We start from the raw sequence: 18,947 nt of genomic DNA, 5'->3' as shown, positions 1-18,947 counted from the left end.
CTTGACCTAAGGTAAAAATGATTGGACACCTGATCGTACAGGGGTGAACGCGATTCGCAGTCGGAGTAGCGGGGAGGGGAGTCGTGCAACTGACCCCGATGGACCTGTCGCAGTTGTCCGTTCTGGTGATTGACGACAATTCGCACATGCGGACTCTGCTTCGTGCGATCCTGACCGGATTTGGCATTCGCCGCATTTTCGAGGCAAACGAAGGCGACCGTGGATATTCCTCCACTGTGGACCATCAGCCTGATATCGTCCTATGCGACTGGGTGATGTGGCCCGGCGATGGTGCGGACTACATGACCCGGCTGAGAGCCGATGAAGACCGACGCATCGCCATGACACCCGTCATCATGCTGAGTGCCGACACGCGTAAAGCGGTGATCCTCAAAGCGCTCCAGCTCGGCATTCACGAGTTTCTCGCAAAGCCCGTTTCTCCCGCACTCATGTATGCGCGCCTTGAACGCACGGTGCGCGAGAACCGCCCCTTCGTAAGGCGGGGGCGCTATTTCGGGCCCGTGCCAAGAGCGTCCATTCCCATGCCGGCAGCGAACGGCCAACGCAAGGAACCACCGTCAGGGGAAGACGAAGCCGTCTTCATATGATCTATCGGCGAACCGGCGATTGCATGGATGGCCATGGCGGGATAAACCGCTGACATGACCGACGAAAGCGCTTCCCGCATCGAAAACCGTATCCGTATTGCCGTAGCGCAATTCAACCCGACCGTGGGCGATGTTCGCGGCAACCTGGAACTTGCGCGAAAGGCGAGGGCCGAGGCAACGCAGGCAGGCGCCGATCTGGTGCTTTTTTCCGAATTGTTCCTCTCAGGCTATCCGCCTGAAGACCTGGTGCTGAAACCTGCATTCGTGCGCGCCTGCCGCAAGGCCCTCGACGAACTGGTGGAAGATACGAAGGACGGCGGGCCGGGCGTTGTGATCGGGTTGCCGTGGCGCGAGGGCGAACTCCTGCACAACGCGGTTGCCGTTGTCGATCGCGGCCGGGTCGAGGGGGTGCGCTTCAAGGTCGATCTGCCGAACTATGGCGAGTTCGACGAAAAGCGCGTGTTTCAGCCGGGCCTCTTGCCGAGCCCGGTCGGCTTTCGCGGCGTGCGCCTTGGCGTGCCGGTCTGCGAGGACGTGTGGACCGACGAGGTTTGCGAGTGCCTGGCGGAGACAGGCGCCGAAATGCTGCTCGTCCCGAACGGCTCGCCCTATTACGCCAACAAGGCCGAAGTGCGCCTGCAGGTGGCGGTCGCCCGTGTCGTGGAGAGCGGACTGCCCTTCATCTATTGCAACCAGGCGGGTGGTCAGGACGAACTCGTTTTCGACGGCGGATCCTTCGCGCTGCAGGCGGACCGGCGGCTCGCCTTCCAGATGAAGCAGTTCGAAGAGGGCATAGGCGTTACGGACTGGGTTCGCGGCGAGGACGGAAGCTGGATTTGCGAAAGCGGCCCGACGGCGAGCCTGCCCGATCTTCACGAGGCGAACTGGCGAGCCTGCGTCATTGGCTTGCGGGACTACGTGCGCAAGAACGGATTTCCGGGCGTGGTGCTGGGGCTTTCAGGCGGTATCGACAGCGCGGTGGTGGCGGCCATGGCCGTGGACGCGCTGGGGCCTGAAAAGGTGCACTGCGTCATGCTGCCCTACCGCTATACATCGGAAGAAAGCATCACGGACGCCGATCAGCTGGCGAGGGACCTCGGCATTCGCTACGACACCGTGCCCATCGCCGAACCCGTGGAAGGTTTCCAGCGCGCGCTTGCCAGTGTGTTCGAGGGTACGCAAACCGGCGTCACGGAAGAAAACCTGCAGTCGCGCGCGCGCGGAGTCATCCTGATGGCGATCTCCAACAAGTTCGGCTACATGGTGGTCACGACCGGCAACAAGTCCGAAATGTCGGTGGGATACGCCACGCTCTACGGGGATATGAACGGCGGCTTCAACCCGATCAAGGACCTCTACAAAACGGAAGTCTATGCGCTTGCCGCGTGGCGCAACGAAAACCGGCCCGAAGGAATGAAAGGGCCGGGGGGGATCGTCATCCCGCCGAACATCCTGACCAAGGAACCTTCGGCCGAGCTTGCCGAAGGCCAGAAGGACCAGGATAGCCTCCCGCCCTACGATGCACTGGACGACATCCTGGAATGCCTCGTGGAAAACGAGATGTCGGTGGGCGACATCGAGGCGCGCGGCCACAGTCGCGAGCTTATCCACCGGATCGAGAACCTGCTTTACATTGCCGAATACAAGCGCCGGCAATCGGCACCGGGCGTGAAGATAACGCGCAAGAATTTCGGCCGCGACCGGCGCTATCCGATAACCAACCGTTTCCGCGACCGCAGCTGATCTCAAAGGAGTGCGGGCGCAGCACCCGGTCTTTTCAAACCCAAGACCCGGTTATCGCCGGTGAGGCAATCGCAATGTCGACATACAGGTTTGTGGTCGCAAACATCCGCTGGCTTTCGGCGGGCCTGCTGCTGACGCTGTTTTCAAGCTTCGGCCAGACGTTCTTCATTTCGCTCGTCGCAGGCGACCTGCGCGAAACGTTCTCGCTGTCGCATGGCGACTTCGGCGGGCTCTACATGATGGCGACGCTGTTTTCCGCGGCAACACTCGCGATGTTCGGCAAGATCGTCGACGACCATTCGATCGCGGTTATTTCGACCGGGGTGATTCTGGGTCTTGCGCTTTTTTGCATCGGCATGGCGAACGTCTCGTCCGTGTGGATGCTCTTCGTCGTGATCTACGGTCTCAGGTTGTTCGGCCAGGGAATGATGACGCATGCGGCGATGACGGCGATGGGGCGATGGTATTCCGCCGAACGCGGCCGGGCGGTTTCGATGGCGACACTCGGCCACCAGATCGGCGAGGCGACGCTGCCATTGATTTTCGTCGCTCTTTTTGCCGTCGTCGGCTGGCGCGGCGGCTGGTGGATCGCAGCGGGGCTTCTCGTGCTTGTCGGCTTGCCCGCGCTTTTGTGGCTGTTGCAGATCGAGCGTACGCCGCGTGCAAAGAAGGTTTCCGGCGCGCCGGAAACAGGCCGTCAGTGGACGCGCGGCGAAGTGCTGCGCGATCCCGCATTCTGGATCATGTCCTGTGGAACGCTGGCGCCGGCCTTCATCGGCACGACGATCTTTTTCCACCAGGTCTATCTGGTGGAGTTGCGCGGCTGGACGATGGAGCTTTTCGCCTCGGCTTTCACGGCGATGGCGATCATGACCATCGTTTTCGCGCTGGTTACAGGCTGGCTGGTCGACAGGTTCACCGCGGTGCGGATCCTGCCGGCGTTTCTTCTGCCGCTTGCTGCGGCGTGCCTCGCGCTTGCCGGGATTACGCATCCGATCGCCGCCTTCATCTTCATGATGCTGCTGGGTGTAACCTATGGCATATCCTCCACGCTTGTCGGCGCGCTGTGGCCGGAGGTCTACGGCACGCGCCACCTCGGTGCGATCCGCTCCATCGTCGTGGCGATGATGGTGCTGTCCTCCGCCCTTGGGCCGGGCGTCACGGGCTGGCTGATCGACATCGGCGTACCTTACGAGACGCAGATGGTGGCCATGGCGGTCTATTGTGTCGGTGTCGCAATGCTGATGGGCGTTATTTCCGTACGGGTCACGCGGCGGATGAATGCGACCGCCTGATCCCGCTCTTGCCGGAAAGCTTCAATTTGGGTAGGGACTTCGCCCATGTCTGTTACCGTTCGTTTTGCCCCGTCCCCGACCGGCTATCTCCACATCGGCAATGCCCGTCCGGCGTTGATGAACTGGCTTTTCGCGCTGAAGAATGGCGGAAAGTTCGTGCTGCGCTACGACGATACCGACCGTGAGCGTTCGCGCGCCGAATATGCGGATGCGATAGCGGAGGATCTTGCCTGGCTCGGCATTCACCCGCACCGGGTGGAGCGCCAGTCGCAGCGGATCGCCATTTATGATGCAGCGGCAGAAAAGCTGAAAGCGCGAGGCCTCATCTACCCCTGCTACGAAACGCCGGACGAACTGGAACGGCGCAGGCGGCGGGCAAGAGCGCTCGGACGCCCGCCCGTCTACGACCGCGCCGGCCTGAAGCTGACCGACGAGCAGCAGGCGACGCTGGAGGCGGAAGGCCGCAAGCCGCATTGGCGCTTCCTGCTGCCGAATTTCACCGACGATCCGTTCAGGACCGAGCGAACCGAAGTGCATTGGGACGACCTTTGCCGCGGGCCGCAGACGGTCGATCTTGCATCGCTCTCCGATCCCGTGCTGATCCGCGCTGACGGCAGTTACCTCTACACGTTCCCTTCGATCCTGGACGATATCGACATGGGCGTGAGCCACGTCATCCGGGGCGAAGACCATATCGCCAACACCGGCGTGCAGATCGCGATTTTTCGGGCGCTTGGCGCGGAGCCGCCGATTTTCGCCCATCACAACCTGCTGACGACGGCCGACGGAGAGGGCCTTTCCAAGCGCTCGGGCGCCCTGTCGCTGAGAGCTTTGCGCGATGACGGGCTGGAGCCGATGGCGGTTGCCTCGCTTGCCGTGCTGACGGGCACGAGCCACGCGATCGAGCCGATTGCGACAATGGAAGAACTGGCGGTAACGCTGGACCTTGCAAGCGTCTCCAAATCCGCAGCGAAATTCGACCCTGCCGACCTCAGGCCTCTGAATGCCAAGCTGGTGCATGCGATGAGCTATGAAGAGGTGGCGGAACGGCTGAAGGAGCTTGGAACCGAAGGCAATGCCGCGTTCTGGGGTGCGATTCGCGAAAATTGCGAAACCGTCTCGGATGCGCTCGGCTGGTGGAAGGTGGTGACCGGGCCGGCCAAGCCGAAGGTCGACGACGAAGATCGAGAATTTGTCGCGCTTGCCGGCGATTGCCTGCCGGACGAACCATGGTCGGAAGAAACCTGGAGCGAGTGGACGAAACTCCTCAAGGAAAAGACCGGGCGCAAGGGACGGGGGCTTTTTATGCCGCTCAGGAAGGCGATTACGGGCCTCGACCACGGACCCGACATGAAGCGCTTCCTGCCCGTCATTGGGCGACGTAATACCTTGGACCGACTATCCTGACGTTGCTCTTGCCCGGATCGGCGGGCTTTGCGATGACGGGTTTCGGCTCTTCTTTTCGGCTGTCGCCGAGTTTCGAAACGGACGGTGACGATGCCTCGGGTGCGAAACCGAGGCGGATGTTCATTGCCGTGTCGGGATCGGCGCCATCGGGGATAACGGGGGCCGGCAGGCGATTCTCCATGCCGGAAACGAGCGTGTCCGGCTCGAACGACTGCGTATTCGCGTTGGGTCGGGCCTGAATGTCTCCGCTTCTGATCAGACTCGCGATTGCTTCTTTCCGCCGGGGATCACCCTGGCAACTGCAGCCTTCGACGAATTTATTGCGGAAAACGAACGCGTTTTCCTGCTTCCGGTAGGGGATGCCTTCGAGGGAAACCATCTCTTCCGCCGATTCGCCGGGATTGAGATGAACGTAGAGCGAGGTTTCCACTGCCGGGCACATGGAGCGGCAGATGATCTCGTCGCGCCCGAAGCCGTATTTCGTCGTCCTGAAGCTGACCGGAAAATAATAGCCGTCACAGGTCCTGACGCAGAGCGTGCGGTAATATCCGCTTCCGAAACGCGCCGAAGCGAGGCCCTGCTCCTCCTCACGCGGCTGGTTGTTGCGCGCGTAAGCGGCGCGAGACCGGTTCGCGCCATCGCGGTGGCGCGAGGATATGCCGAGCGAAGCATCCCCCTCCCGCCGGCTGGTGAAGCCGGCTTCGGACTGGTCTTCTTCGTGCGATGGCCATGGGGAGGCTATTTCTTCAATGCAGCCCTGCCGTTCGAATTGCCGCTCAAGCGCTGCGCGCCTTGTGTCGTTTTCGCCGGACGGGCCGGCATAGCGATCGCGCAGCGCTTCCATCTTCTCGAGATTGGCGCGCATGCGCTCGATCTTCGTCATCATCGGTTCGCAGGCCGAACCGAGATCGCCGTCTGCACAGCCGTAGCGCAGGGCATCATGCTCCGCGGTGCGCAACGCCATGGCCTGACGCGTGGCTGCCGCATTCCACTTCGCGTATTCGGGGTGGACGGATGCGGCGCGCCCAAGTGCCGCCAGGCGCGCTTCCAGCACCTCGCAATCCGCCGCGATAGCGGGAGGCGCCAAGAGAGCGCCAAAACCTGCCGTGATGACCACGGCTGCAACCCGCGCCCTGATCGAGCGGATATCCGGCATGCCTTCAAACGTCCTTCCCGACGGATTGCGGGTGCAAGATGCACCTGATGCGCAACCGATCACTCGATAAAGACTATCTCAGCGGAAAGAGAGGGAAACAAGCGAGGCTTTTTGCTCATGACCGCCCTTTGTCTCTTGCAAGGAGCATTTCACCTGCCAGCCGAAAGGATGTTTCCGTCAGTTGTTCCAGTATCCTTTCGAGCGATTCCTGTTCTTCCGGTGACAACGAGGCGACGAGTGCGCGGGAAAAGGCGAGGGCATCCGGGGTAAGCTCTGCATAGATCTTTCGCCCTTTGGGCGTGAGTTCGAGAAAGCTTTCACGCATGTCCTCGATGTTCGGCTGACGCTCGACAAGGCTCTTTTTTTCCAAAGAGGCCACGGCGCGGCTGACCTTCGTCTTGTGCATGCGGCTGTGTGCGCCGATATCCTTTGCCGTCATCCTGCCGTACTGACCGAGGGTGGCGACCACCCGCCATTCGGGTATGGCAATGCCGAAGCGGCTTTCGTAAAAGCGGGCAAGCGACTGGCTGACGGTTTCAGCAAGGACATTCAAGCGGTAGGGCAGGAAGTTTTCCAATTCGAGCAGGGCACGGTCACCCTTTTGTTCTTGCCGGTTCATCGATCGCCCTCTATCTCCGACCCTTGATTTTTTGAATCGGATCACGCTGAGAAATAGCGCTTCGCGTATCCAGACTATCAATCCCATCAGCTCAAGTGAAGATTGTTGCAGGTGAAATCAATTGACGGAGTCTGATGGCACGACCGGAAGCTCGAAGGCGTCCAAACCGCCTCCGCAAAGTGCGGCGCTGTTTTGGCTGGTGTCGTGCCACGTCTTTATTTTGCCGTTGTTGGGCTTCTTTACTCCCATAGTGACTGGGGTAATATTCATGTTACTTAAAGTCACGTATAACGTTGAAGCTTGGTCGCTCGCGTCAATACTTGTTCTGGCGTCAATAATCATCCACTGGCGCCTATGGTATCTGGCACGAAGCGAGGGGCGGAAACTACTTGAATGGGTCACGGTATGCCTGGGAGTTCTGAGCCTGTGCAGCCTGTTCGGGGTTGGAACAATCTCGCCGCTGGTGGCGGCAGTGCGCCTTATGGAATTGAGCATCTGATCGGAAGATGCGGTTCCGAAGTGACGCCTCGCCAGTAAAAACACTGAAAGTCGGGTCAATGAGTAAAGAGTTCGCATCCGTCGGCGATACGGAAGAAAAGTCTATTTCCTTCAACGAGATCGGCCGGGGCTGCTATGCCTTCACCGCCGAGGGCGACCCGAATACCGGAGTTGTCGTCGGCGACGACAGCGTGCTCGTGATAGATGCGCAGGCGACGCCTGCGATGGCTGAAAAAGTGGTCGACAAAATTCGCAAGGTAACGAGCAAGCCGATTCGTCATCTCGCGCTTACCCACTATCATGCGGTCCGTACTCTCGGCGCCTCCGGCCTGGAAGCGGACAACGTCATCGCTTCCGACCTGACCCGCCGAATGATCGCCGAGCGCGGCGAGGCCGACAGGAAAAGCGAAATGGGTCGCTTCCCGAGGCTTTTTCGGGATGCGGAATCGATTCCCGGCCTGACATGGCCGAGCTTCACTTTTTCCTCGGCCATGTCCGTCTGGCTCGGAAAGAGGGAGGTTCGCCTGTCAACGCTCGGCCGTGGTCACACGATGGGTGACATCGTCTGCTACGTTCCGGACGCCGGTGTCATGTTCGCGGGCGATCTCGTGGAGCATCGTTCCGCATGTTATTGCGGCGATGCCCACCTTGCCGACTGGCCGAAGACGCTTGACCGGATCAAGGCGTTCAGGCCGAAAGCGCTGATGCCCGGGCGAGGGGATGCGCTGATGGGAGCGGAGGCGGCGGACGGGGCGATCGACCTTACGCGCGGCTTCATCGTCACGCTTTTCGAGACCACGAAAAGGGCCGTCAATGATGGCGCCTCGCTCGCCGAGTGCTACGAGGCCGTACGTGCGGCGATGGATCCGAAGTTTTCGGATTTCGCAATCTACGAGCACTGCATGCCCTTCAATGTCGCGCGTGCTTTCGACGAGGCATCGGGCATCGATCACCCCGTGATCTGGACCGAGGAGCGCGACCGCGAGATGTGGGAGGCCCTTCAAGGCGTGGCCGAAGCGCCAGATGCGTCCTCGAACGGCGAGGACGATACCGACGAGGTGGTGCTCCAGGAAGAAGACGCAGCGCAGTAGAATTCCGCATTCACCGGTCGCGAGGGGACGGGAGAGTTCCTATATGCCTTTCGTGCAACCGAACGGAGTATTCTGATGCGCCTTGCCGGACTTGCCGTGGCGACCTTGATTTCAGCGGCCGCGAGCGTGGCTCACGCCCAGGACGAACCCGACCTGATATTCAAGAAATCGACCGTCTGGAAATTCCTGACGCCGGACCACAAGCTCGCGACCTATGCGATAGACGATCCGCTGATCGAAGGCGTGGCGTGCCATTTCACGGTGCCGGAAAAGGGCGGGATTTCCGGCTGGATCGGCGTGGCGGAAGAAGTGTCGGATATCTCGCTCGCCTGCCGGCAGGTGGGTCCCGTAACCTTCAAGGAAAAATTCGAGCAGGGCGACGAGATGTTCCGCCAGCGCCGCTCGTTCCTGTTCAAGAAAATGCGGATCGTGCGCGGCTGCGACACGAAACGCAATGTGCTCGTCTATCTGGTCTATTCCGACAAGATCATCGAGGGTAGCCCAAAGAATTCGACGTCGACCGTGCCGATCATGCCGTGGGGCGACAAGGCTGCGCCGCGCTGCGGGGATTGGCTCGACGAATAGCAGCGCCGATCCGGCGAACCGCCGATGCTGTCAGCCCGCGGTCTCTGCAAGCCCCTGTTTGGCGGCGGCGAGCACTTCCGGCGGGCAGAAATGGCGCTGGAGAAGGTGCATCACATCCTTGGCGGCTTCGCTCGCGAGCCTGTAGTAGATGGTCGTCCCGTCGCGGCGGGTGGCGACGATTCCTTGCGCGCGCAAAAGCGCCAGCTGCTGGGACACCGTCGGCATTCGCATGCCGGTGAGATCCGCAAGCTGGCCGACACTCACCTCTTCCTCCGCCATGTGGCAAAGGAGCATGAGACGCGGCGCTGACGCCAGCATCTTCAGGAAGGTGGCGGCTTCTTCCGCCTTGTCCTCAAGAGGGTTCATGACCATCGACCATCGTTGGACCCGGTAGACGCACGGGGATTGGGTTCTTTGCCACATTGTCGGACGCAATTGCGGCAAGGCGCGGTACGCGACGGAATAGCGCCAGAAGTATATCCACATCCGGTGTATCGATTTCAAGAGACGCCGGGAACGCACACCGATTATTCTTGGAAAAGCCGATGATTTCTCAACGGAAACCCTAAAATTTTACAGAACGACAAAAGCCGGCTCCAGGCAGGCACTGCGCATGCGCCGCATATGCACCGGCAGGTTCGCGCGGCGAAGCTACAACGCCCGCGAGCATCAGGAACGGCGCAAAAAGAGCTGTCAGGATGAAGGCGCGTGCGGCGAAGGCAAGGAGGTGCTGGTGCATCGGACGGTTCTCGCAACTCGGGTACTGATGATGCCGCAAACCTACCCGAATGCCATTGAACGCAGCCTGAGGGGACGATTTAGCTGCCGTTCAGGTTCGTAAACGCTTCGATCCATGTCTTTGCCTCGCGCTCGGGGGTTGACCGGCAGGGTCATTCGGGTCAAAAGCTTCTGTCATGACAACGGCCGCGAAGACGATCATTCCGACGATCATTATTTGCAGCTAGCGACATCGCTGGCTGTGGCCGTTCTCCTCATGCAGATGCGCCCCAAGGGGCCTTGAGACGGACGCCCCGGCCAGCCGGCTGGAGGATGGTCCGCCGCATGCGAGCGATCACCTCTTTCAATTTGTTTACCGCGCGATGGCAATTTCGCGCTGGAGGAGACGGATCGGCATGAGTGAGGCGACGCCCACCGGGCATGAGCTGACGCTTACCAATACGCTGACGCGCGGACGCGAGATATTCGTTCCGCAGGACCCGGAAAACGTGCGCATGTACGTGTGCGGGCCGACCGTCTATGACTACGCGCATATAGGCAACGCACGGCCCGTCGTCGTCTTCGACGTTCTCTACCGTCTCCTGCGCCATCTCTATGGCGAGGATCACGTCACCTATGTGCGCAACATCACTGACGTCGACGACAAGATAAACGCCCGAGCGGCGAAAGAGGGCGTTTCGATCCGCGATCTCACCGAACGCACGGCGGCGCAGTTTCATGCCGACATGCATGCGCTTGGCGCGCTTGATCCCACGATCGAGCCTCGCGCGACCGAGCACATCGAAGACATGAAGGCGATGATCGAGACGCTGGTCGAAAAGGGCAATGCCTACGAGGCCGAAGACCACGTGCTGTTCGACGTTTCCTCAATGGCGGACTACGGCAAGCTGTCCGGCCGATCCGTCGAGGACATGAAGGCAGGCGCGCGTGTCGAGGTTGCCCCCTACAAGAAAGGGCCGATGGATTTCGTGCTCTGGAAACCCTCCAAAGAGGGCGAGCCCGGCTGGACGAGCCCATGCGGGATCGAAACGCCTGGACGCCCCGGCTGGCACATCGAATGCTCGGCCATGGCGGGCAAGCATCTGGGCAAGACGTTCGACATCCACGGCGGTGGGCTGGACCTGACGTTTCCCCACCACGAGAACGAACTCGCCCAGTCGCGCTGCAGCCACGGCACGCAGATCATGGCGCGCTACTGGCTGCACAACGGCTTCCTGCAGGTGGAAGGCGAGAAGATGTCGAAGTCGCTCGGCAACTTCTTCACCGTGCATGAGCTGCTGGATACCGACAAGGTCGGCGGGCGGAAATGGCCCGGCCTGACGATCCGGCTCGTCCTTTTGATGACGCAATATCGCCAGCCGCTCGACTTTACGGAGAAATCGCTGGTGGAAGCGGAAAAGCTGCTCGACCGCTGGGCCGAACTCATGAAGGCGAACGAGACAAGCCTCGGCTTCGGGCGCAAGCCGCCGGAGGAGATCGTCACCGCCCTTTGCGACGATCTGAACACGCCGCGTGCGATCGCTGCGCTCCACGCCTTCGCGCGCGATGCACGAAAGGGCGAATTCACAGCGGCGCAGAAGCTGACGGATGCACTGGAATTCCTCGGCTTCAATCCGAAGGGAATGTTCTCACGTGCCGAAAAGACCGAGATCGCCAGCGCCGCCGACCCGGCGCTTGCGGAGCGGGTGGAGGGTCTGATCGCGCAGCGTCTTGCCGCGCGCGCGGCGAAAGACTGGGCGGAGGCCGATCGTATTCGCGATGAACTGACGTCTGAGGGAATTCTACTAAAGGACTACAAGGACAAGCAAACGGGCGAACCGAAGACATCCTGGGAGGTGAGCCGGTGACCGAAGAACTATCGATCGTGCATACCGGCGGATGTCAGTGCGGTGCGGTGCGTTTCCGCGTCGAGGGCAAGCTCGGCACGGCATCTATCTGCCATTGCCGCATGTGCCAGAAGGCCTATGGATCATTCTTCGCGCCGCTTGTTGACGTGCCCGCCAAAGGGTTCACGTGGACGCGGGGGCTGCCACGCATGTTCCAGAGTTCGAACCATGTCGCGCGCGGTTTTTGCGCCGATTGCGGCACGCAGCTTACCTACGAGGCGCCGGGAGATTCGATCGCGGTGTCGATAGGGGCGTTTGATAATCCGGATGAGATCGAGCCGACAATCGAGTACGGAACCGAGGGCAAGCTTCACTATGTCGACGATCTCGCTTCGCTGCCGAAGCGGGAAACATTGGATGATACGGAAGGTGCGCCTTTTCTGAAGTCCATCGAATCCTATCAGCATCCAGATCACGAAACCCCGGAGTGGCCCGTCAAGGAGCGCAGGAAATGAGCCGCGAGCGCCTTTATCTCTTCGACACGACCTTGCGCGACGGCCAGCAGACGAGCGGCATCGACTTTTCCGTCGATGAGAAGATCGCGATCGCGGACCTGCTGGAGCGACTTGGCGTCGACTACGTGGAGGGTGGCTACCCCGGCGCCAACCCGACCGACACGGCATTCTTCGCCGAAAAGCGGACGAAGAAAGCGGCTTTCACCGCATTCGGCATGACCAAGCGGGCGGGGAGGTCCGTCTCGAACGACCCGGGCATTCAGGGCCTGCTCGAGGCGGAGGCGGATGCGATCTGCTTCGTCGCCAAATCCTGGGATTATCATGTGCGCGTAGCGCTTGAGACCACGAACGAGGAAAACCTCGTCTCCATTCGCGACAGTGTTATCGCTGCAAGGGAGGCGGGCCGCGAGCCCCTGGTCGACTGTGAGCACTTCTTCGATGGATACAAGGCCAACCGGGACTATGCGCTGGCCTGCGCCAGGGAAGCCTATGAGGCGGGTGCCCGCTGGGTGGTGCTTTGCGACACGAACGGCGGCACCATGCCGGGCGAGGTGCGCCGGATCGTCGAGGACGTGCAAAGCGTTGTGCCCGGAAGCTACCTCGGCATCCATGCCCATGACGACACGGGACAGGCCGTCGCGAACTCGCTGGTGGCCGTGGAAGCCGGCTGCCGGCAGATCCAGGGCACGCTGAACGGTATCGGCGAGCGCTGCGGCAATGCCAATCTGACGTCGCTCATTCCGACCCTGATGCTGAAGGCGCCCTACAGCGAAATGCTCGAAGTCGGCATCAGCGAGGAGGGCCTTCGCGACATCTCGGCGATTTCCCACGCATTCGATGAGCTGATCAACCTTTCGCCGGATGTTCATGCGCCCTATGTGGGCGCGAACGCATTCGCCACGAAGGCCGGAATCCATGCCTCCGCGCTCCTGAAGGAGCCGGAGACCTATGAGCACATTCCGCCCGAAACGGTGGGCAATCGCCGGCGCGTGCTCGTCTCCGACCAAGCGGGCAAATCGAACCTTCTCAACGAGCTGACGCGGATCGGCATCGAGGTCGATCGCAAGGACCCGAGGCTCGACGGACTTCTGACCGATATCAAGGAGCGCGAGGCGCAAGGTTATTCGTATGAAGCGGCGGATGCCTCGTTCGAGCTTCTGGCGCGGCGCAGGCTAGGTGAAGTGCCGGTTTATTTCGACGTGAAATCCTTCCGCGTGATGGTGGAGCGGCGTTTCAACGCGATCGGCGAACTCGTTACCGTGTCGGAAGCCGTTGTGAAGGTCGATATCGACGGCGAGACGCGCATGTCTGTCGCCGAAGGCAACGGTCCGGTGAACGCGCTCGATATCGCGCTCAGGAAGGACCTTGGCCGATATCAGACGGCAATCGACGGGATGGAGCTCATCGACTTCAAGGTGCGTATCCTGAACGGAGGCACGGACGCCGTCACCCGCGTTTTGATCGAAAGCCAGGACAGGGCGACGCACAAGCGCTGGTTCACGATCGGTGTGTCGGGGAATATCGTGGATGCCTCCTTCCAGGCGCTTGTCGATTCCGTCACATATGCCCTCCTGAAGGCTGGCGCCTGAGCCTTCCGTCACCACTTGAAATCGAAGCCGGCGGACGAATTTCGCGCGGCCTCTTCCGGAGTTTTCATGACCGAGATCGCCCACGCACGGACGGCGGAGCAGGCGGAGTTCCGCCTTGGAATGATGGCGGGCCTTTCCGCCTATCTGCTTTGGGGTTTCCTGCCGATCTACTACACGCTTACCGATGAGGTGTCGGCGCTCATCGTCGTGGCGTATCGCGTGATCTGGTCGGTCGGTTTCGTCGCCCTTTATCTCGCGCTCGTCGGGCGCATGGGCGAAGTTCGCGCGATCCTCGGTGACCGGAAGCTTCTTTCGCGGCTTTTCGTGTCGGCCTGCGTGATCTCGCTTAACTGGCTGACCTTCATCTGGGCGATCGATGTGGGGCGCGTGCTCGAAGTCAGCTTCGGCTATTTCATCAATCCGCTCGTCAGCATCGTCATAGGCATGGTGCTGCTGGGCGAAAGGCTGAACAGGACGCAAGCTGTGGCCGTCTGTCTGACGGTGGTCGCAATCGGCATTCAGGCCGTCTCTATCGGCGCTTTGCCCTGGGTTTCGCTGGTGCTCGCCTTCACTTTCGCGACCTACGGCTATCTGCGGAAGACAATTCCCGTTGGTGCGACACCCGGTCTCCTGACAGAGGCGTTGGTCGTCAGCCCGTTCTTCCTAGCTCTGCTGCTCTACCTCGGCGGCAGCGGGGAAAACGTCCTGCCGTTGGAAGCTCCCGGCCTGATGGCCGCCCTGATCGGCACGGGAGCCGTCACGGCGCTGCCGCTGATCCTGTTTGCGACCGGTGCCCGGCGGCTGCCGCTTTCCGTCATGGGGTTCATGCAGTATGTCGCACCGTCCATCCACTTCATCCTGGCGATCTCTCTGTGGAACGAGCCGCTATCGCAAGCGAAACTGGCAAGCTTCGTGATGATCTGGATATCGCTGGCGATATTCTCCGTCGACATGCTGCGCAGGGGGCGGGGTCGGTAAGACCCTCACAGAGCCGCAACAACTCCGACAACCGCTGCCTGGATCGCACATGCGCCGCAGTAAACACGCAAGGCACGCGTAATATCGTCGGCATCCGCTTCCCGCCGGCCTTTTTCGTTCATGAACGGATCCTCGACGGCATAGCCGCGGTAGCGGCGCGGACCGGCGAGGGCGAGATCAAGAGCACCGGCCATGGCGGCTTCCGGCCAGCCTGCGTTGGGCGAACGGTGGCGGGGGGCATCCGCCATCATGACCTTGAACGCATTGGCGATACTGCCGCGCGCAAGCGGAGCGGAAAATGCGATGAAAAACCCCGCAAGACGGGAGGCGGGAAGGTTTACCAGATCGTCGAAGCGGGCCGACGCCCAGCCGAAATCCCGATGCCTTTCGGTCTTGTGGCCGACCATGGAATCGGCCGTGTTCACGGCCTTGTAGGCCATGAGGCCCGGAAGCCCCAGCAGTAAGAACCATAAAGCCGGCGCGACGATGCCGTCCGAAAAATTTTCCGAACAGGATTCGATTGACGCACGGGAAACGCCGGCTTCGTCCAGCAGGTCGGGGTCGCGCCCGACGATCATCGCAACCTCGCGACGCGCCGCGTCTAGAGCGCTTTCCACGAAAGCGGGATCGCTTTCGTGACAAGAATTCGCTCCAGAATCATTATCTTGAGCATAACCTTTTCGCGAAATCCGATCCGGGTTTCGCGGATTATGCTCTAGGCCATGCCTTGCCAAAGAGTCGCGAACGCGTGCGACGTGGTCATAAAGGCTGCGTTGCGCAAGAAAGATGGCGGCAATGAGCACGATGCCGATCTCGCCATAGGGAATGAGGCGAAGGATGCCTTCGATCAGCAGACCCAGCGCGAACGAGACGGCGACAAGTGCGGCCAGAAAGGCCGTCCCATAGGTCTTCTTCAGGCGTGGCGACAGGTCCGATGTGTTGAAATCCTGATCGGCAATGGAAATCACTGCGCCGAACAGCGCGACCGGATGAGGCAGGCGGCGCCATAACCAGTCCGGATCGCCCAAGGCCGCATCCAGAAGCAGGGCTGCGAGCAAGAGGGCGGCAACGTCGGGAAACAGCAGCATGCCGTGTCAGATTTCGGCCAGAGATTCCTGAAGGCCCGTCTTCAGCCGCTCAAGTTTGTGAGTGCCGCCAGGCAGGCCGAACCGGATCCAAGTGGGAGCGTAGGCGAATTTCCGCGTCCAGATGTGCCTTTTTCCAAGTGCGCTGTGAAGAGCTTCCGCCTTTTCATGCGCGGCCAACGCGAACAGGGGCGTTCCGCCGAAAACCGTGAGGCCGCATTCGTGAAGAGCGATGTTCAGGTCGGCGATCTCATCGGCGAGCGTGGAAAAAGCCTTTGCCTGCCATTGCTTGTCGGACAGGGCCTTTGCCCCGATTTCGATTGCCGGACCGGACACGGCCCAACTTTCAAGCGAGGCGGCAATGCTCGCCGTGATGTTTCTTGGGCCGACGAGAAAGCCCAGCCGCAAGCCCGCAAGCCCGAAAAACTTGCCGAACGAGCGCAGCACGACGACCGGCTCATTGGTTATGTGCGGCAGGATGCTTGCCCCGGGGACGCAATCGGCGAACGCTTCGTCGACGATCAGCCAGCCGCCCCGGCCGCCGAGTTCGCGCGCCAGATGCAGGAGCGATTTCACGTCCGTCAGCCTACCGTCCGGATTGTTGGGATTGACGATGACGGCAATCCGGCAGCTTTCCGGCATGGAATATGGATTTGCGGATTCGACGACCGTTCTGCCCGCGCCACGCCAGATTTCGGCGTGGCTGGCGTAGGTCGGCGAAACCACCGCCACATCCCCATCCGGCAGGAGGCGCGGCAGCCAGCTCAGGATCGATTGGGTGCCAGGCGCTGCCGCAACCCCCAGGGCATCCGGAATTGCGTAGCTTTTCCGCGCTGCCTCAAGCAAGCCGTTGAGATCGCCCGCCGATGGCAAGCGTTGCCAGGCATGGTGCGGAAGGTCTTCAGGCAGGGGGTAGGCGTGCGGGTTTATGCCGGTCGACAGGTCGAGCCAGTCTTCTAGAGTACCGCCGTATCGGCGCATTGCCGCGCCGAGGTCTCCGCCATGTTCCATCGTCAGCTCTCATTTTGCAGCGCAGGGAATCCGAACCTCGCGAGTATCGCTTCTATATCTTCCGGCGCCGGCTCGCCAACCACCCTTGCGACACTTCATGCCTTGACAGCGGCGGTATTCAAGCGCATTGAAAAGAACAAAAGAAGAACATTATACTATCACCTCCGTGCCGTGGACATCCGCCGATGACGAGCCGAAGAGCCAGATCACCCCTTGATTTCGATAGCAAGGCGCTGCTTGCGTGCCTGGGAAACGCCCGCGGCGAGCTGATCGCCGCGCGCAGCGCCATGAGGCCGCGCTCTGGCCTTGCGCGATGCGTCGATGCGTTGATCGACGATATCGACGAACTGGCACTCGTCATGACCGGGCGGCGAGAATATTTCCACTCCGGGGGACATGCGAGGCTTTCGGGAAAAGCCGCCGAAGGGTGAAGTCAACCCATCCCCGTCACGCTTGGACGGTCGCCGAAGCGCTTGCGGTCGTCCCACTCGCTCCAGACGGCCATGGCGCACCATGCGGCAACGTAAATGGCGCCCATCGCGATCATCACTTCTCCTGGAATCGGCCCCACGTCCGCCCTGCGCATGAACTGGTCCATGCTGGTGAGGGGAATCGGGTGGACGATCAGCTTGCCGACATAGGAAGCGGCCTGGATCAGCAGAATCCACAGGTAGTTGCGGCGGATGCGTCGGCCGAGCGCCGTCATGAAGGAGATGTGATAGTGCGGATGCCAGTAATCCTCGGCAAGCGTCGCCTGCCAGCCTTCTTCCATGTGCAAATCGCCATCGACCAGCATCGGCGCGTAAAGATGGTTTTCAATCCATCGGGCCCGAGCGCGCCAGACATTGAAGTACCGATATCGCCGCGCTTCCAACATCAGGAAGAACAGGATCAATATGCCGACAAGGACGAGGGGCAGCGGCGATGCGCTCGGTGAGGAAAAGGTGATCGAAAGCGCGACGCCAAGCGTCACCACCGCCCAGTTGGTCGTAGTGTCCAGCCGCGTACGCCAGATCGTGCTGCGGTAGATCTCGCCGCGATAAAGATGCGCAATTGCGCCAAGTTCGGCGCTCGAGAGTTCCCGCCGCCGCTTTTTCGTATCGGTATCGGCCATCCCGTCCTCCCGGCGTTTCCGGCCGAACGCATCGGAGAACTATAAAGTCTATCTCACAAGCCGTTGGAATTCACGGATTTCCGGCAAGAGCTAAATCGCGGCTCATACTGCGGAGGCAAAAAAGGCGGAAAGGAAGAATGCAACGGCCACACGCGATGCCGCCACGCCGGGGCGTGTCTCAATCTCTTGGCAAACCGAGGAATTTCAGGATGGAGGCCTCGCCCGGAATCGAACCGGGGTATACGGATTTGCAGTCCGCTGCGTCACCACTCCGCCACGAGGCCATGCAGCGTCTTTTCAATCAGTTGCCATGCGCTGTCAATCGGTGTGTGCGAAATTGTCGATGTATGTGTGCAAAAATTTGTTTGCCGGCCGCACGCTCACGAACTCGACAGGCTGTAGAGATGGCGCACGCCGGCGGAACTCCAGAAAGGCAGGATCAGGCGATTGATCGTCATGCCATGCTCGCCTTCAAGCGTCTGCACGCTGATTTGCACGGTATCGTGAACCGGATGATCCGTGCGTATGGCGTCGTGAAGTCCTGCCGCGATCTTTCGTCGTACCGACGGCGGCAGGGCCGGTCGACTCAGGTTCGGCGAATTGGCCCATTCAAGCCCCATCCAGCGGGCGATTACACTGTCTTCTCCGCAATAAAAGAGCGCGGGGCTGTCTCCGTCCTCCGCCTTGTCGTCGAATATCGCAATTTGTTTCATCAATGGATGCAGGGCTTTGTCCGGCCGTCCGCCCGTCTTTTGCCAGATCCGATAAAGTTCAGACTGGGCGGCATTCAGATGCGAGGGCGGAGGCATGTCGAATGGTGCGTGAACCGGCGCCCGGCAGGGGCCGTGCAGCGCAAGGCCGACGATGGCGCTTGCCAGGCAAAGCCGGCAACGTTCCAGAACAAGCTCCTTTTCCGCGTCGCTTAGATTTTCCGTGTCGCAAACCCCGAAGAGTTGCCGGATGGCGCCTTCGAAAAAGGTTTCCAGACCAAGGCGCGAAACCGTTTCGCGAAACTCCACAAAGCGGGAGGAAATCGGTCGCTTCAGGCTGAGATAGGGCGGAGTCGCAGCGTAATTGCCAAACATATAA

18 protein-coding genes and 1 tRNA gene are annotated in these 18,947 nt (G+C 60.8%); 10 read left to right on the top strand and 9 right to left on the bottom strand.

The annotated features are described in order from the left end of the window. Positions 1 to 83: 83 nt before the first annotated feature. The 4 genes from GR183_RS19490 to gltX all read left to right on the top strand — a co-directional run bounded on the left by GR183_RS19490 (position 84) and on the right by gltX (position 5,053). Positions 84 to 608, top strand: a complete 525-nt coding sequence (locus GR183_RS19490; protein ID WP_160777338.1) for a response regulator — start codon at positions 84 to 86, stop codon at positions 606 to 608. Between the two features lie 54 nt (positions 609 to 662). Further along, entirely contained in the window at positions 663 to 2,351 is a 1,689-nt protein-coding gene (locus tag GR183_RS19485; protein WP_160777337.1) for an NAD+ synthase, read from the top strand. A gap of 74 nt (positions 2,352 to 2,425) precedes the next feature. Continuing rightward, positions 2,426 to 3,646, top strand: a complete 1,221-nt coding sequence (locus GR183_RS19480) for an MFS transporter (protein ID WP_160777336.1) — start codon at positions 2,426 to 2,428, stop codon at positions 3,644 to 3,646. Between the two features lie 45 nt (positions 3,647 to 3,691). Beyond that, positions 3,692 to 5,053: a glutamate--tRNA ligase gene (gene gltX / locus GR183_RS19475; RefSeq protein WP_160777335.1), complete on the top strand. Its 1,362-nt coding sequence runs from the start codon at positions 3,692 to 3,694 to the stop codon at positions 5,051 to 5,053. Here gltX and GR183_RS19470 read toward each other — a convergent pair. Then, positions 5,016 to 6,209 (bottom strand): DUF2865 domain-containing protein, encoded by a 1,194-nt coding sequence (locus GR183_RS19470; RefSeq protein ID WP_160777334.1) that lies wholly within the window; start codon positions 6,207 to 6,209, stop codon positions 5,016 to 5,018. The two genes, gltX and GR183_RS19470, sit on opposite strands and share 38 nt — an antisense overlap. Positions 6,210 to 6,324: 115 nt before the next feature. Next, complete coding sequence (locus GR183_RS19465) at positions 6,325 to 6,915, bottom strand: MarR family winged helix-turn-helix transcriptional regulator (protein ID WP_244313816.1); 591 nt, start codon at positions 6,913 to 6,915, stop codon at positions 6,325 to 6,327. A gap of 470 nt (positions 6,916 to 7,385) precedes the next feature. Here GR183_RS19465 and GR183_RS19460 point away from each other — a divergent pair, with 470 nt between their 5' ends. Together GR183_RS19460 and GR183_RS19455 are read left to right on the top strand one after the other, a co-directional pair. After that, positions 7,386 to 8,417: an MBL fold metallo-hydrolase gene (locus GR183_RS19460; protein ID WP_244313815.1), complete on the top strand. Its 1,032-nt coding sequence runs from the start codon at positions 7,386 to 7,388 to the stop codon at positions 8,415 to 8,417. Between the two features lie 75 nt (positions 8,418 to 8,492). After that, positions 8,493 to 9,002 carry a CreA family protein gene (locus GR183_RS19455; RefSeq protein WP_160777333.1) on the top strand — a complete coding sequence of 170 codons (510 nt, stop codon included), beginning with the start codon at positions 8,493 to 8,495 and terminating at the stop codon, positions 9,000 to 9,002. A 30-nt stretch (positions 9,003 to 9,032) separates the two neighbouring features. Here the strand turns inward: GR183_RS19455 and GR183_RS19450 are convergent, their stop codons facing one another. Next, positions 9,033 to 9,368, bottom strand: coding sequence for an ArsR/SmtB family transcription factor (locus GR183_RS19450; RefSeq protein ID WP_244313814.1), 336 nt, complete (start codon positions 9,366 to 9,368; stop codon positions 9,033 to 9,035). 767 nt (positions 9,369 to 10,135) lie between these two features. Here GR183_RS19450 and cysS point away from each other — a divergent pair. The 4 genes from cysS (at position 10,136) to rarD (ending at position 14,648) form a co-directional block, all read left to right on the top strand. Then, positions 10,136 to 11,587 (top strand): cysteine--tRNA ligase, encoded by a 1,452-nt coding sequence (gene cysS, locus GR183_RS19445; protein ID WP_160777331.1) that lies wholly within the window; start codon positions 10,136 to 10,138, stop codon positions 11,585 to 11,587. Next, positions 11,584 to 12,081, top strand: a complete 498-nt coding sequence (locus GR183_RS19440; protein WP_312846860.1) for a GFA family protein — start codon at positions 11,584 to 11,586, stop codon at positions 12,079 to 12,081. The genes cysS and GR183_RS19440 overlap by 4 nt, the downstream gene beginning before the upstream one ends. Continuing rightward, positions 12,078 to 13,670, top strand: coding sequence for a citramalate synthase (cimA, locus tag GR183_RS19435; RefSeq protein WP_160777330.1), 1,593 nt, complete (start codon positions 12,078 to 12,080; stop codon positions 13,668 to 13,670). Before GR183_RS19440 ends, cimA begins: the two co-directional genes overlap by 4 nt. A 66-nt stretch (positions 13,671 to 13,736) precedes the next feature. Then, on the top strand, positions 13,737 to 14,648 hold the full coding sequence (gene rarD / locus GR183_RS19430) for an EamA family transporter RarD (protein ID WP_160777329.1): 912 nt from the start codon (positions 13,737 to 13,739) through the stop codon (positions 14,646 to 14,648). Between the two features lie 5 nt (positions 14,649 to 14,653). Here the strand turns inward: rarD and GR183_RS19425 are convergent, their stop codons facing one another. The 6 genes from GR183_RS19425 to GR183_RS19400 all read right to left on the bottom strand — a co-directional run bounded on the left by GR183_RS19425 (position 14,654) and on the right by GR183_RS19400 (position 18,943). Continuing rightward, on the bottom strand, positions 14,654 to 15,736 hold the full coding sequence (locus tag GR183_RS19425) for a cobalamin biosynthesis protein CobD/CbiB (RefSeq protein WP_160777328.1): 1,083 nt from the start codon (positions 15,734 to 15,736) through the stop codon (positions 14,654 to 14,656). Between the two features lie 6 nt (positions 15,737 to 15,742). Next, positions 15,743 to 16,744: a threonine-phosphate decarboxylase CobD gene (cobD, locus tag GR183_RS19420; RefSeq protein ID WP_160777327.1), complete on the bottom strand. Its 1,002-nt coding sequence runs from the start codon at positions 16,742 to 16,744 to the stop codon at positions 15,743 to 15,745. A gap of 206 nt (positions 16,745 to 16,950) precedes the next feature. Next, on the bottom strand, positions 16,951 to 17,142 hold the full coding sequence (locus tag GR183_RS21820; protein ID WP_208999922.1) for a hypothetical protein: 192 nt from the start codon (positions 17,140 to 17,142) through the stop codon (positions 16,951 to 16,953). A gap of 35 nt (positions 17,143 to 17,177) precedes the next feature. Beyond that, positions 17,178 to 17,858 (bottom strand): DUF2270 domain-containing protein, encoded by a 681-nt coding sequence (locus tag GR183_RS19410; protein WP_160777325.1) that lies wholly within the window; start codon positions 17,856 to 17,858, stop codon positions 17,178 to 17,180. Between the two features lie 210 nt (positions 17,859 to 18,068). Then, positions 18,069 to 18,142, bottom strand: a tRNA-Cys gene (locus tag GR183_RS19405). Between the two features lie 96 nt (positions 18,143 to 18,238). Then, on the bottom strand, positions 18,239 to 18,943 hold the full coding sequence (locus tag GR183_RS19400; RefSeq protein ID WP_160777324.1) for a hypothetical protein: 705 nt from the start codon (positions 18,941 to 18,943) through the stop codon (positions 18,239 to 18,241). Positions 18,944 to 18,947 lie beyond the last annotated feature (4 nt).

Origin of the sequence: Stappia sediminis, from assembly GCF_009826895.1 — a bacterium.
GTDB lineage: Bacteria > Pseudomonadota > Alphaproteobacteria > Rhizobiales > Stappiaceae > Hongsoonwoonella > Hongsoonwoonella sediminis.
The sequence above is the reverse complement of the archived record's forward strand: the minus strand, read 5'-3'. Positions and strand labels throughout refer to the sequence as shown.